Annotated in this window: 13 protein-coding genes; 3 read left to right on the top strand and 10 right to left on the bottom strand. The window is 42.8% G+C overall.

Annotation, left to right across the window (positions count from 1 at the left end; all coding sequences use genetic code 11):
* Positions 1 to 87: 87 nt before the first annotated feature.
* Complete coding sequence (locus ACOOE0_RS17415; protein WP_420400181.1) at positions 88 to 1,854, top strand: glycoside hydrolase domain-containing protein; 1,767 nt, start codon at positions 88 to 90, stop codon at positions 1,852 to 1,854.
* A gap of 26 nt (positions 1,855 to 1,880) precedes the next feature.
* On the opposite strand, the gene ACOOE0_RS17410 is transcribed toward ACOOE0_RS17415, so the two are convergent.
* Genes ACOOE0_RS17410 through ACOOE0_RS17400 form a run of 3 tightly spaced genes read right to left on the bottom strand, consistent with a single transcriptional unit; the run spans position 1,881 to position 4,603 of the window.
* Positions 1,881 to 3,155, bottom strand: coding sequence for a TRAP transporter large permease (locus ACOOE0_RS17410; protein WP_420400180.1), 1,275 nt, complete (start codon positions 3,153 to 3,155; stop codon positions 1,881 to 1,883).
* Between the two features lie 3 nt (positions 3,156 to 3,158).
* Positions 3,159 to 3,620, bottom strand: a complete 462-nt coding sequence (locus ACOOE0_RS17405; RefSeq protein WP_420400179.1) for a TRAP transporter small permease — start codon at positions 3,618 to 3,620, stop codon at positions 3,159 to 3,161.
* The gene (locus ACOOE0_RS17400; protein ID WP_420400178.1) at positions 3,617 to 4,603 is read right to left on the bottom strand and encodes a TRAP transporter substrate-binding protein; all 987 of its coding nucleotides are present in this window, start codon (positions 4,601 to 4,603) and stop codon (positions 3,617 to 3,619) included. Before ACOOE0_RS17400 ends, ACOOE0_RS17405 begins: the two co-directional genes overlap by 4 nt.
* Positions 4,604 to 4,923: 320 nt before the next feature.
* Between ACOOE0_RS17400 and ACOOE0_RS17395 the strand changes: the two genes are divergently transcribed.
* A complete protein-coding gene (locus tag ACOOE0_RS17395) occupies positions 4,924 to 5,694 on the top strand; it encodes an SDR family NAD(P)-dependent oxidoreductase (protein ID WP_420400177.1) in 771 nt (256 codons plus the stop codon).
* A gap of 24 nt (positions 5,695 to 5,718) precedes the next feature.
* On the opposite strand, the gene ACOOE0_RS17390 is transcribed toward ACOOE0_RS17395, so the two are convergent.
* A complete protein-coding gene (locus ACOOE0_RS17390; protein WP_420400176.1) occupies positions 5,719 to 6,198 on the bottom strand; it encodes an OsmC family protein in 480 nt (159 codons plus the stop codon).
* A 557-nt stretch (positions 6,199 to 6,755) separates the two neighbouring features.
* Here ACOOE0_RS17390 and trxB point away from each other — a divergent pair.
* Complete coding sequence (gene trxB, locus ACOOE0_RS17385) at positions 6,756 to 7,724, top strand: thioredoxin-disulfide reductase (RefSeq protein WP_420400175.1); 969 nt, start codon at positions 6,756 to 6,758, stop codon at positions 7,722 to 7,724.
* 82 nt (positions 7,725 to 7,806) lie between these two features.
* On the opposite strand, the gene ACOOE0_RS17380 is transcribed toward trxB, so the two are convergent.
* The 6 genes from ACOOE0_RS17380 to ACOOE0_RS17355 form a co-directional block, all read right to left on the bottom strand.
* Positions 7,807 to 8,256, bottom strand: coding sequence for a hypothetical protein (locus ACOOE0_RS17380; RefSeq protein WP_420400174.1), 450 nt, complete (start codon positions 8,254 to 8,256; stop codon positions 7,807 to 7,809).
* A 166-nt stretch (positions 8,257 to 8,422) separates the two neighbouring features.
* A complete protein-coding gene (locus ACOOE0_RS17375) occupies positions 8,423 to 9,625 on the bottom strand; it encodes an NlpC/P60 family protein (RefSeq protein ID WP_420400173.1) in 1,203 nt (400 codons plus the stop codon).
* 64 nt (positions 9,626 to 9,689) lie between these two features.
* The gene (locus ACOOE0_RS17370) at positions 9,690 to 10,733 is read right to left on the bottom strand and encodes an aminotransferase class I/II-fold pyridoxal phosphate-dependent enzyme (protein ID WP_420400172.1); all 1,044 of its coding nucleotides are present in this window, start codon (positions 10,731 to 10,733) and stop codon (positions 9,690 to 9,692) included.
* A gap of 5 nt (positions 10,734 to 10,738) precedes the next feature.
* A complete protein-coding gene (locus ACOOE0_RS17365; protein ID WP_420400171.1) occupies positions 10,739 to 11,749 on the bottom strand; it encodes a dipeptide epimerase in 1,011 nt (336 codons plus the stop codon).
* Positions 11,750 to 11,856: 107 nt separating this feature from the next.
* Positions 11,857 to 12,579, bottom strand: a complete 723-nt coding sequence (locus ACOOE0_RS17360) for a head GIN domain-containing protein (protein ID WP_138834055.1) — start codon at positions 12,577 to 12,579, stop codon at positions 11,857 to 11,859.
* A gap of 155 nt (positions 12,580 to 12,734) precedes the next feature.
* Positions 12,735 to 14,468 carry a PspC domain-containing protein gene (locus ACOOE0_RS17355; protein WP_420400170.1) on the bottom strand — a complete coding sequence of 578 codons (1,734 nt, stop codon included), beginning with the start codon at positions 14,466 to 14,468 and terminating at the stop codon, positions 12,735 to 12,737.
* Positions 14,469 to 14,474 lie beyond the last annotated feature (6 nt).

The following is a 14,474-nucleotide window of genomic DNA, read 5'->3' as shown; positions in this document are numbered from 1 at the left end:
CTCATTTTTTTTATCTGAAAATTGCAGAAGTAGTGGTAATTTACCATCTTTGGTGGTAACGTTAACACAAATCATAAATCACTAATAATGAGGGTTTTATTATTTTTTGTTTTTTCAATTTTTCTAATTGGTTTTACCGCATGCCAACAGCAAGCAAAAATAGAAGTTGCTTCCACTTACGAGGAACCTGCAGATCCATCACCTGATACCACTTCGGATTGGTCCAAGGCACTACAAGGATTAAATGCCAGTTTTGCGTCCACTGGAATTCGTTTCGTGAAAAGTAAGATGCCCAATGTAGCACCTAAGAATGCCTGGGAGGCGACCGCATGGAGAGGAGAACGGGTATCTGCACAGTTGGTGCTCTGGTCCAACGATTCTATTTCCAATGTAAGGGCAAATGTGTCCGAATTTGAGTCTGGCTCAGGGGACAAACTTGGTGTTGAATCCACTAAAGCTCGTTTTGTGAAGTACGTGATCACGGATGAATTTGCAGATGGATGCGGCCATAGAAAACCAGAGGATTATGCGGCTTCCTTGGCTGCTGATGCCTTGGATACGGTTGCTTCTTATGCAGTAAAGGCTGGCGAAACACGACCCTTATGGTTGACCATTGACGTACCATCCGATGCGAAACCTGGACTTTATAAAAGTACATTGGCATTGGAGGTTGAAGGACAGAAAAATAAAGACTTTACGCTAGAGTTGACTGTGCAAGATCGGGTTTTACCCGAACCTGAAGAATGGAAGTTTCATTTGGATTTATGGCAAAACCCCTATGCGGTAGCTAGATACTTCGACGTTGAGGCATGGTCCGATGAACACTGGGAATTGGTGAAACCAGGGATGGAACGATTGGCAAATGCTGGGCAAAAAGTAATTACGGTTTCTTTGAACAAAAGACCTTGGGGCGGACAAACATTTGACCCTTTTGGAGCGATGATTGATTGGAGAAAAAAAGCGGACGGTACTTGGCATTATGACTATACTGTATTTGATAACTGGGTGCAGTTTATGATGGATTTAGGTATCAAACAACAGATCAACTGCTATTCCATGGTGCCTTGGGGCAATGAGATTTATTATTTTGATGAAAAGGAAAACAAGGAAATCAAAGTTAAGGCAGCTCCTGGAACAAAAATCTATGAAGAACTTTGGGCACCATTCCTGGAACAGTTCAAATCGCATCTCATGGAAAAGGGATGGTACGGTATTACCCGAATGGCCATGGATGAACGTGGGCCCGAAGAAATGCAGGCCATGCTGAAAATATTGGAAGAACATGCACCGGAACTTGGTTTTTCGCTAGCGGACAATCACAAAAGCTATAAGCTCTATCCAGACCAGATGAAGGATCTTTCCGTGGCTTTTGGTGCCACCGTGGATGCCGAAGATTTATCACTCCGTAAGCAAAGGGGATATATTAGCACACACTATGTTTGCTGTGCAGACAAATTCCCTAATGTGTTTACCTTTTCCGACCCATCAGAAGGGGTGTTTATAGGTTGGTATAGCATTGCTGCCGAATTTGATGGTTTCTTGCACTGGTCTTACAACAGTTGGGTGGAAAAACCACTACAGGATTCCCGCTTCAGGACTTGGCCAGCAGGTGATACGTACTTGGTTTATCCGGGCAATAGAAGTTCCATTCGTTTTGAGACCTTAAGGGAAGGCATTCAAGATGCTGAGAAAGTTCGGGTTTTAAGAGAGGATTTCAGCAGTAGAAATATGGAGCAAGAATTGGCGACTTTGAATACATTGGTCAATCAATTCAATATAACCGAGAAACCGGATCAATTGGAGCAAATGCTTCTCGACGCCAAGCAACAAATCAATATTTTGTCTGAGAAGTAATGGGTAATTCTAAATGTGTCCAGCAATTAATCCATAAACAATCTAGGGAGATATAGGGACAGATCTGGGAAAAGGGTTACCAAAGTTAAGATCAACAGACTAACCAATAAAAAGGGGAAGCCAGCTTTGCTCACTTTTCCAATGGAGACTTTTCCAATACTGGAGGATACAAAAAGACACACCCCTAAAGGAGGAGTGGTTAGACCGATCATGAGGTTGAGCAACGCTATCACGGCAAAATGAATTGGATCCACATCCACTGCAGTGGCAACTTTCAGCAGAATGGGAAATAGGATTAAGAGGGCGGCAATAGTTTCCATAAAGGTGCCTACAAAAATCAGCAAGAGATTGATCAGCAGTAGAACAACATATTTGTTCTCCGAAAAATTGATGATTTCCGAGGAGATCAATTGAGGGAGCTGTTCCGTAATAAGGATCCAACCAAAAAGATTGGCAAAACCGATGAGCACCATCAACGAAGCGGAAGTTTTCATGGAATCCAAGATTACGACCATGGTCGTTTTGAAGGTGAGTTTTTTGTACACTAAACTGCCCACCAAAAAAGCGTAGATTACCGCTATAATTGAAGCTTCTGTAGGGGTAAATACCCCACCAATAATTCCAAAAAGAATAATGAAGGTCATTAACAGCGACCAAAAAGTTTCAACAAATCCTTTCAATATTTGCTTGGCCGTACTCCGTTCCAATTTGGGATAATTTCTTTTTTTGGCGATGAAATAGGTGAGCACCATTAAGCTAAATCCCAATAGGAAACCTGGCAAGGCACCTGCCAAAAACAATTTCCCAACGGAAAGTCCGCTTAAGGTTGCGGCGATGATCATGGGAACACTGGGAGGTATGATTGGACCTACAGTAGAAGAGGACGCAGTGACGGCGGCAGAAAAGGCCGCATCATAACCTTCCTTTTTCATAGCAGGTATCATTACCGAACCAATACTGGCCGTATCGGAAATTGCTGTGCCTGAAATTCCGGCAAAAAGCATGGAAGCTCCGATATTACCAAGAGCAAGTCCACCTCGAACATGACCAATCAGATGGTTGCAGAAACCTATGATCTTTTCCGTCAATCCTCCATGGTTCATCAAATTTCCCGCAATTATGAACCCTGGTATGCTCAAAAGCACAAATACGTCGATGCCCGAATACATTTTCATGGGCATTACAATTAAGGGAATGCCTTTAAGCAATAGAAAAACCAAACAAGAAAGACCTAGACAAAAAGCAATGGGAAATCGCAACAAAAGACAGATGATAAAAACAGCAAGGAGAATCCAGATCATTTTTTATTTTTTGAAAAGGGAAATCAATTTAGTTATGGCATAATAGGAGATGGCCAACCCCATAATCGTAACCCCAATAAAGGCCACAGCCATTGGAAATCGTAAACTTGGCGATTTTTCAATCCAACCGTCCATTACAAACTGAAAGCTGTGATAGGTGAAAATCACGAAGAGAACCACAATCAGTATATAAATGGCCTTCATGATCAGCGACTTCAGTTTGGATGGGAGCTTTTCGTATAGGAAATCGAAATGGACATAATAACTTCCTCTCATGGCCAAACCTGAAGCGCAGCCAATGGCAAAAATGAAAAAGAGGCGAGCGGCTTCCTCCGTCCAAGAAGGAGCTTTGGCCATAAAAAAACGCGCATAGATTTGTATAAGTGTAGAGGCCACAAAGCCAAGCGTGCTCAGGAGCGTACCCCACTTCAACAATTTTCCAACCTGTCGTTGCAATGTTTTCATTGTTTTAAATCATTTCTTAGTTGGGTGTAGATTTCCTGCATTTCAGGAGATAGGGTATCGTAAATGGCATCTCCGCATTTGTCTATAAAGGCTTTGTTGTCCACTTCCACAAAGGTCATTCCCAGCGCTTCAAGTTCTTGTCGGGCGTTTTCCTCATATTCCATGAAGATCTTCTTTTCATAGGCCTGCATGTCCGCAGCTGCTTCAAGAAAAATCTCTTTGAGGTCATCTGGAAATTTTTGAAACTGCTTTTCCCCAATCAGCGGATATACCCAACTGACTACATGTCCCGTGAGGTTCAAATAATCCTGTACTTCATAAAAACCCGAAACCTTGATTTGGGCGAAAGGATTTTCCTGGGCTTCGATAGTACCCTGCTGTAACGAGGTAAATACTTCGGAAAACGCCATAGGGGTGGCTTTGGCCCCTAAAGCTTCCCATGCCTTTACAAAAGCGGGAACATTGGGTACCCTTATGATCAGACCGTTAAGGTCATCCGGATGCTTTATGGGTCGATTGGAAGTTAGGTGTCTCGTACCCATACGAAAATACCCCACAGGTCTCAGCCCTGCCTTGGAAATCATTTCTTGTTCAATACGTTTCCCTAGAGGGCCGTTGACCAATTTGTCAACATCATTGGGATCTTGGAGCATGAAAGGCATTTCGCAGAAAACCATGACCTCTACCCAGCTGCTCAACATGGCGCTGGTAATGGTCATGTCAATTACCTCGGCCTGAATCATGCGAATGGCCTCCACTTCCTTTGCCAACTGTTCCGAATGGTAGTTTTGCAGCACAATCCTCCCGTTGGAACGTTCTTCCAGGATTTCCCCAAAATATTCGAAAGCTTTGTACCAAGTATGGTCTTCACCTACCAAGTGACTGGCTCTAAGCAAAAATTCAGGTTGATCTTTTTTAGGTGAACATCCAACCAGCAATAAAAGGAATGCCAATCCTAAAATTAGGCTGAGGTTTTTTTTCATTCGAAGAATGGGTTGTTTGTTTGGTTGGATTCCAATTTACAAAAAACAATGCGCTAATTTCCCATTCTTGACAATTATAAAAGTTGTTTGCGAAGTTGTTCCGATTATAACATGCCATTGGTTTTGTGTTTTATTTGGATTGGATGAACGGGATTCTTCCAAGGTGATGTTTTTAAATGTTGAAAATCAGCTTATTTTCGACCACAGCATTGCTAAGACCCACAGAATACTGCCTTAAGTTTTCGACGGATAGACTTTTTTGGGTTTCTTTGGTAGGAATTAAAACGAATCGGACTCAATCCTGAATTTTAGAACAACGTATGGGAGTATTGAATAAGTTTAGCTTAGAAAGTAAAGTTGCATTGGTAACAGGATGTAAACGAGGTATTGGAAAAGCCATGGCCTTGGGTCTGGCAGAAGCGGGAGCAGATATTATTGGGGTCAGCGCTACATTGGAGGCTTCTGGAAGCGATGTGGAAAGGGAGGTAAAGGCCATTGGAAGAAACTTTACGGCCTATAGCTGTGATTTTGGTAAACGGGATTCCCTTTACAACTTTATAAATAAGGTGAAATCGGATTTTCCTGTCATCGATATTCTCATAAACAATGCAGGAACCATAAAGCGTGCTCCTGTTGTGGAGCACTCTGATGCTTTTTGGGATGAAGTGATTGAAGTGAATCAGAATGCCCAGTTTATCCTGACACGGGAAATAGGAAAGGATATGGTAGCAAGAGGATCGGGTAAAATAGTGTTTACGGCTTCACTCTTGACTTTTCAGGGGGGGATTACCGTTCCTGGTTACGCGGCCAGCAAGGGAGCCATAGGCCAACTTACCATGGCATTTGCCAATGAATGGGCCAAACATGGGGTAAATGTAAATGCCATAGCACCAGGGTATATTAGCACGGATATTACGGAGGATCTTCGAGAAAATTCGGAAAGATCAAAAGCCATTATGGCTAGAATTCCAGCGGAACGATGGGGAAAACCAGATGATTTTGCTGGCCCCGTGGTATTTCTTTCGTCAGATGCGGCCGCTTATATGCATGGGAGCATTATTGTGGTGGACGGTGGATGGATGGGTAGATAAACGGAATGCACCAACATAAATATCTCAATCTTGCCCTAGTACTCTTACCTTGGGTTTATGTCCAATCGGGAAATTGCATGAGTTGGCAATAAAGCACATTTCGTTGGCCTTTTTATGCAGTTCTTCCACAAGTTCCAAATCCACGGATGCTGCAACAACGATTTCTGGATGCAGGGTCACTTCCTTAAACCTCCCACGACCATCCTTTTCCTCGGTCATGGTGCCTGTTGCCTCGTCTTGGTATTCCAACACCACAATTTTTTTTGTGCTGCATAAATGCAGGAACCAAAGCATATGACAGGAAGCAATTGAAGATAGAAAAACGTCCTCAGGGTTATATCTTGTTTTATCTCCTCTGAAACTTGGATCCGAAGACCCTTGGATCAGGTGGCTCTTTAATGGGGCACTTACTTCAAAATCCCGGCTGTACGAACGGTAATCTAACGTACCCACTCCTTGACTTCCTATCCATTTAAGATCTATTTGATACTTATGTTCCTTCATGATAAGTTATGTAAGCGAATCTTCTAAACTATAGGGATGAACCAATTTTACACTATTCAGTTGCTAAAGATACTACGATCAATTTTTTAAATATTGATCCAAAACGGTCATCCGTAAACGCAGAAGGGGCATCCGTCCATTGGGAGCCCTTTTTCATGAATGTGCGTATTATGTTTGTTCACGAATTAATGAACGATCATAGACATCTAGATTCAAACCTCCGAATAGTCAGATACAAAGTATTTTGAGAACACTTTTCAAGCGTTCCTTACCTAATTCTGGCAACTACGAGGTTTCCGTTGTGCTAAGGGGTGTTGAGGTTGAGCCCCTTGGCCGACGGTTTTGAATCACCATACAATATATCTACATTCACTTAACCTGCATGTTTGGACAAAGAGTCGAGACCCGGACTCTTTTCCTTTTTTGTGCCCATTCCCAGGCATCAACATTTTTCCAACAAATTTGTGTACAACTATTCCAATTCAATGGAAAGTGAAATGTAAGTTTCTGTACAAAAAACCTACTTTTGTAGAACAAATTTTAGGAGAGTTTTTGTTATGTCAGAACAGATAGAAAGATTAAAAACATTGATTATAGGCTCAGGGCCTGCTGGGTATACCGCGGCCATTTATGCTTCAAGAGCGGATTTGAAACCCGTAATGTATACGGGAATGGAGCCAGGAGGACAGTTAACTACTACCACAGAGGTGGATAACTTTCCAGGATACCCAGAAGGAGTTGATGGGCCTACCATGATGGTACAATTACAGCAGCAGGCGGAACGATTTGGTACTGAAGTACGGATTGGAATGGTGACTGCCGTTGAATTTAGTGATGAACCAGGAGGAATACATAAAGTCACTGTGGATGATAGCAAGCAAATTGAAGCTGAAACCGTTATCATTTCGACTGGAGCTACAGCGAAATACCTGAACATTCCCAGTGAACAACGCCTTAGAGGTGGAGGTGTATCGGCCTGTGCCGTTTGTGACGGGTTCTTTTATAAAGACCAGGAAGTGGCCATTGTTGGAGCGGGCGATACCGCAGCAGAAGAAGCCTCTTATTTGGCCAATATTTGTAAAAAGGTGACCATGTTGGTGCGTAAGGACTATATGAGAGCTTCCAAAGCCATGCAACATAGGGTAAATAGCCTGGACAATATCGAGATCAAATACAATACTGAGGTTGATGAGGTTTTGGGTGATCAGGTGGTTGAAGGACTTCGCATGGTGAACAACCAAACCGGTGAGAAAGAGGATATTGCGATTACAGGACTGTTTATAGCCATTGGGCACAAACCTAACACCGATATTTTCAAAGGTCAATTGGATATGGATGATACCGGATATATCATTACCGAAGGGAAGTCCACCAAGACCAACAAACCAGGTGTATTTGCAAGTGGAGATGTACAGGATAAGGAATATCGCCAAGCGGTTACCGCAGCCGGTACTGGTTGTATGGCAGCCCTTGATGCGGAACGTTATTTGGCCGCTGTGGAGAGCAAGGAGGCCGTAGTATCTTAGCTATTGATATCCCAAAAAGATTGTGATAATAAAAAAGGCACCGCTGGTTTGCGGTGCCTTTTTTAGTGGAGCGCTAATTCAATTAATCAATGCGCTTGTAGTTTTCTGAAAATGTGCGGTGACCTTCTTCATCAAAACTGATTTGACTATAGGTGTCATCGGTCATTTCAAGTTCAAACCTAAAAACGCGAAGTGTGTCCAGGGCTGACATCATAGAAGCGGAACCAAATTCCAATTTCTCTATAAGTGAATCTGCAGTTATTTTGTAGGTGCCATACCCAAACCAGTCCCTGGGATCCTGCGGCGCATGCCTGCTCCACATAACCTTTCCGTTGTAGTACATTTTTACCTGACGGTAGCCCTCAGCTGTAGGGACTGTATCAGAAACATTGATGCCATCATCGTAATTATAAAAGCTCTGTAGCTCCCAAGTTCCCTCTATTGAGTGCATCGCTTCTGGCTGCGGGGAAGCAAATTCTGTGGCAGATACCAGAAAAAACATCAACAGAGCCAATCCGAATATTTTTTTCATGGCATTGTGTTTAGTGTTAGAATTCCGTTTTCACATATAAGATATGATATTTTTAACAAATAGTCAATAAATACCCTTCAAAATTGATAATATGAAAATCCAGCTTTCGGCTATATCCATAGGTAATAGACGAAACTCCTTCTAGATGTTTGCCAGTACCAAAAAATTAGAACACCTTCTGCTCCGTCAAATAAAGAATGCCTTCGTCCTTTTCGTTTAAGAGACGTTTGGTTCTGAGATATCGATTGTGATTGAATTCATCAAAGTTCTCTGCATTCGGCTCCATGCTGCTAATGTGCACATCCCCAGCAGCATGAATGAACTCATTATTTCCGAGCCACATGCCTACATGGGTTGCTTTTTCCAAAGTGGAATCCGTGGCCTTTCTTCCAAAAAAGAGTAAATCTCCAGGTACGAGTTTGCTGAAATCTCCATCAACATCAACCAAAATCCCTTCATGAACTTGTTGGGAGGCATCTCTAGGGATGATCATTCCGTTCATAAAATATACGGTTTTGGTAAAGCCACTACAGTCTACCCCTTTGGCCGAGGTCCCTCCCCAGAGATATGGTACCCCAAGCATTTTTTTGGATGTGGCTACCAAGCCCTCATTGCTATAGGGGAGTTGTGTTTTCCATGTCTGGTAAGGCGCCGCTTCAGATTTGGAAACATAAGCCTGTTTTCCATCGGCGTAGTTCACTTCAAAAAAATCATCTTTTTCAGCGGTCAATTGCAGAATGTTCCCAAAAACCAAATCGGACACAACTTGGGAAGCCTTATCTGCTTTCCCAAAGGAATTTCCAAAGGTTTTGGTATAGATCAATTTATCAGAACCATGCCATTCATTAAATTGAGTTTTGTCCATTAAAGCAAGACCTCCACTGTCCACCCAGCCCAAATACTTGTCCGGCGTTTGTATACGGTACCAACTTCCTTCTTTTTGAAAAATTTTAATGGGAGTTCCCATAATTGCCTGGGTGACCATTTCAGCGGAATGGGCAGGTCGTCCCCTTAAGTTGGCAACTGAAACTTTGATGACACCGTGCACCTTACCTTCAAGTTCCTGGGACGGAAGAACCTCAGTACTATCTATATATTTAATTTGTTGTTTTTCCAGTTTTGTTTGCAAGGCGTCCAGTGCTTCGGGAATGTTCGTGACACCTTTGACAATGTAGCCATCATTGGTCGGTACGGCAGCTATTTCAAAGATGGCGACTCGTTTATCGGGCACGTGCGCCTCTTTTACCGAGTCAATAGCCATCTCAACCCCATTGTGTTTTGAAGACGAATCGGTCTTACAGGCCACAATAATCAGCGAAAGAACTATTAACAGGGACAATCTTTTTTTCCGAAGGAATGGATGCTTCATAAGTTCAGTTTAAATTATGGTTCAACGGATAGGTACAAGGTACACAATTGACACCACTCAATCCTCAAAGGATAAAAGTATGTAGACAATCCACTAATTTGTGTAAATCCTCTTTTTTATGATGGGCGCTTAGCACAATTCTGCTTACGATAGGCCCATTATCATCGGGGTAATTGAAATTGGTGAAAACAAAACCGTTTTGTTCCAAAAATTTAGCCAGTTCAGGGTTACAGAACTCAAATGAGGGATGTCCTTTGATATGAGTGAAGAGTTGCTTAAAATGGGCTATGCCCTCCATGTATTCAAGGTGTTCCATTAATATGGCCCTCTTTTTACTGTAGATATCCCCGGCATTTAAAAGCGTGCTCAAGAAGGCAGGAGACGCAGGACTTGCCCCGCCAAAAAAAGCGGTGTTCCTTAGCATATTCACAGCGTTTTTGTCGCTAAATATGGCCCCGGCCTGAATCCCCATACCTTTTCCCAGGGAAGCGCACACAATCAATTGGGCAGGTTTCAATTGCTTTAATATGCTGTAGCAGCCGCTCCCTTTTGCGCCTACAATACCCATTCCGTGCGAATCATCTCCCACCAAAATAATTTTATCCAAGGGTAATTGCCGTAAAAGTTCGAAATCTGGATACTGTCCTTTGGAAAAATCAATAGTATCAAAGAGGATAGCTGGGATGATGTCCTTATCCAAGTTCAGGATTTCAGTAAGCTTTGCATGAAATTCTTCAGAACTGGCTGTTTGAATGACATGATCTGTTGAAAGGGCAATGTGTGCATTGGGAACCGCAATGGCAGGATGTCCTTGTTTCACAAGGGTCTGCACCACCAATTGCGCAGCTAAATATCCGGAAGAAAGGGTAATACAGGATTCGCTGCCCACCATTTCGGCCAAATGGGTCTCCGCTTCTTCAAAGATTTTAAGTTGAATGTTGGATTTTCGGGAGGCTCCATAATTGGTGCCATACCTCCTTAGGTTTTTGATATACAGGTCTTGAAACTCCTTGTCCAATTGAAGGCCTAAGTAGCTTGTCCCTCCAAAATAGAGATATTCCTTGCCGTTTTTCTGAATCGTTCGCCCAGGGTAAGAATCAATGGTCATTGCCACTACTTTAGAGTTATGCCACTTCCAGCTGTGGTCGGGAATACGATTTCCCCATTGTTCTTAATGGTTACTCCATGGGCAATGTCCTCCTTAAGCAACATGGCTCCGTCCATGTCTACATAATCCAGTTGGGGAAGTAATTGCGCAATAGCGGAAATGCCTACGGAAGATTCTGTCATACAACCCACCATGATTTTAAGCCCCAGCCTCTTACCTTTCCCAATCATACGTAGGGCAGGGGTAAGCCCCCCACACTTGGTTAATTTTATATTGATGCCATCAAAGTACGCGCTACATTTTTCAACATCGCCTTCTTCGATACAACTTTCATCAGCTATAACGGGAAGTACACTTTCCTTTTTAACCCTTTCCATGCCTTTCCAGTCATCCGCTTTAAGGGGTTGTTCCAAAAATTCCACCCCTAAGTCTTTTAGCAAAGGGGCATTCGCTATGGTCTGCTCAGCGGTCCAGGCACAATTGGCGTCAATACGGAAAACACTATCGGTATGTTTGCGGAGTTCCCTCACAATGGCTACATCATCTGGAGTTCCCAGCTTTATTTTATAAACTGGCCACGGCTTTTCCTTCAATTTTTCGACCATTTTTGAAATCGTATCAATTCCAATGGTGTAGTTGGTGATGGGATATTTTGAAGGGTCAGTTTCCCAAATTTCATAAAGAGGTTTGTCCAATAATTTACCATGAAGATCGTGAGCTGCCAAATCCAATGCGCAAAGTGTGAAATTTTGCAATCCCAATTTTTTCAGATGGCTGTAGAAGCGCTCAGGGGTGTCAAACTCATAGGTCTCGATTTGGTTTTGGACTGCCGCTATCTCCGCCTTCATGCTTTCCACGGTGATGTTATAATAGGGATTGGAAGTGGATTCACCATATCCTGTTTTTCCCTTGTGTGACAAGCAAACAATCATGGTGTCTTGGGTTGCATAGGTTTCCCTTGATATGCCAAAAGGGTGCTGTAACTGCAACTCGTACTTCCTAATTTCAATGTGCATACGTGCCTCGGTTTTGAACGCACTAAGATAACCACAAGGGTTGTTGAAAAAGCAAAAACCCGTTGAAATTTCAACGGGTTTTCCAAGTTTTGGATGGTTTGGTTCAATTAGTATTTATGGACGCTACCGGAGACTGATTTTTTTGTGTGCACTTTGGCATCGCCTGTATAGGAAATGTCAGCACCGCTACTGGCATCTGCCGTAAGGGATTCAGAAACATTTATAGAGATTCCCGCACCACTGCTAGCATCTGCGTTACAGGTCTTGGCCAATAAATCCCTTCCCCTTATATCTGCGCCACTGCTTGCATCTGCATATAGCACATCTACTTTACCAGACACCTTAATGTCTGCGCCGCTGCTGGCATCTGCAGAAACTTCTACGGCTACAAGTTCAATATGAAGGTCAGATCCACTGCTTGCATCCAAATCCAATTTCTCGGATTCGATTACATTCTGTGCGATTAGGTCAGCACCACTGGAACTTTTAAGCCCTGTGATCTCTGGAAGTGAGACATAAACCTTTTTGGTTGCCCTTCCTATGTTCTCAATGGCATGGATTCTAAGTTTTCCATCCCTGATATCTGTACCGATAAGGTCAATGATGTTTTCATCAGCCTCAACCTCAATTTTGAAGTCTTGGTCTTGGGTTACAAATACATCCAGACCTTCGGAGGCGGACACAACGGTAAATTCCTCGGTCACCTTTCTGGTTTCCTCCACCACCTGTCCGTTACCTTTCTTGCCATTCCCAAAGTTGATGTCCATCACACAGGAGGAGGCAAAAAGTGCCAATAATACTGCGATTGCGATTCTAGCTAGTGTTGTCATGATTGTTGTTTTTATGCTCAGCTTGGCTGGGCATTTGTTATTAATTGATTGATTTTATGAAGTGTTCAAACGATACTGAAATGAATTCAGTATGAAATTCGTGTTTATGATTGTTATTTTGTACTAATATTTTCCCAACTGTTAAAAATGGTTGCTCAATTGTTTGATTGATCTCCTGTTTTGATTTCTATGCCGTCTTCATCAATCTTCATTTTAAATTGATCGTTGCGGTCTTTCACATTGATATCGATTCCGTTTTCGTCCAAAATGATCCGTCCACCTTCTTCCTCTTCATCAGATTCAATTTCTTCTGGGCAATCTTGGCATTTAAGCTCTCCATCTTCTCCCATAATCCATATATGGCCAATCATATTACTTCTGTAGTAATCCCTATCGTTTTTGATTCCGCGGCCCACATGTCCTCTGGTGGATTCATTAAACTGGATGATTTTCCCTTCGGGAATAAAAATCGTTGAGGTTACCTCCTGGTTTCTGGCCTTGTTGGAGGTTGCCGTGGTCAAATAATCGTCAAAGATTATTTCGTTTTCCTGCACCTCATACCCATAATTGATCTGTCTGGCTCTTTCCCTAGCAGCTGGTGTAGAACTTCCGTGGGAGTCCTTTCTGATATTTATGGATACTTGATCATCTTTGGACTTTCGAATTTTGAAGTTCACGTCGTCAGAAATCAAAATCCGCTTGTCATTTTCATCATAGGTAAAGCGCATGCGTCCAAAATGCACATCATCCATATTGAATTCCAATTCTGAATCTCTCATTTTGATGACCAGCGTATCCTCTGGATTTTCCACATACATTTGATCCTTGATGTTCACGCTGCCCACGTTGGCAAATTCCGCTGCCTGACGAACACCTAAGGCAAAAATGGTTCCTATGGATATCAACCAAAGTCCAAGCAAGGAGAATTTGGCTACGTTTCCAATGGATTTCAAGTTGTTCACCAAAATCTTCAATCCCAAATAGAGCAGGAAGAAAAACGGAATACCGATGGCGAAAAAGATAAGGATGGACATTAGCCACACCGGTGCTCCCGTGGTATTCACAATTTCATAGAAATCCACTCCGGGAATGTGCACGGCATTGGACATACCCACGGTAAACATGGCAATGAACAATCCTACCAGGCTGGACGCCCCTATAATGATCAGCAATATTCCAATGAACTTGCCAAAAATCTTGAACAGGAACATGATAATATCCCCGATGGTATCAAAAAAGGTCTTGGAGCTGCTCTTGACCTTGTTGCCTACCTTTTCGTAGTCAACGTTTTTTACCTTGTCTGCAACATCATCAAACCCCTCTTTTACTTTGCGTTCTATATTGCTGATGTTGATGGGCTCTCCCGACATATCCAGTTTTTGGGAGGTGGTGGCTGCTTCGGGAACCAAAATCCAAAGGAGGATATAGGCTACCAGTCCGAAACCACTGAAAATGGTCAAAAGGATAAAAAGCAATCTTACCCAAAGGGCATCAATGCCCAAGTAATGTTCCAGACCGGAACATACACCACCAATGTACTTTTGGTCAATGTCCCTGTACAGTTTTTTGGTTCTTCGGGTGCTTTGGGTATGGCTTTTCCTCGGTTCGTCCTCAAAAATGTCCTCATCCACCATATAATCCTCGGGCTGCCCCATAATATTGATGACTTCGTCCACTTCCTTTTGGGTGATGACTTGCCTTTCGTTTTCCATTTTTTCCAGGAAGAGTTCAGCGACCCTTGCTTCAATATCTGCAATGATCTCATCGCTTCCAGCCGTTCCGGAGAAGGAACGTTTTATGGATTCCAAATACCGCCTAAGCTTGTTGTACGCCTCGTCATCTATGTGGAAGAGGGTATTGGCTAGATTTATATTTACTGTCTTGTTCATTTTAGA

It is taken from the genome of Flagellimonas sp. (assembly GCF_965215805.1).
Classification (GTDB): domain Bacteria; phylum Bacteroidota; class Bacteroidia; order Flavobacteriales; family Flavobacteriaceae; genus Flagellimonas.
Note: the sequence above shows the minus strand (reverse complement) of the source record. Positions and strands in the feature narration are given on the sequence as shown.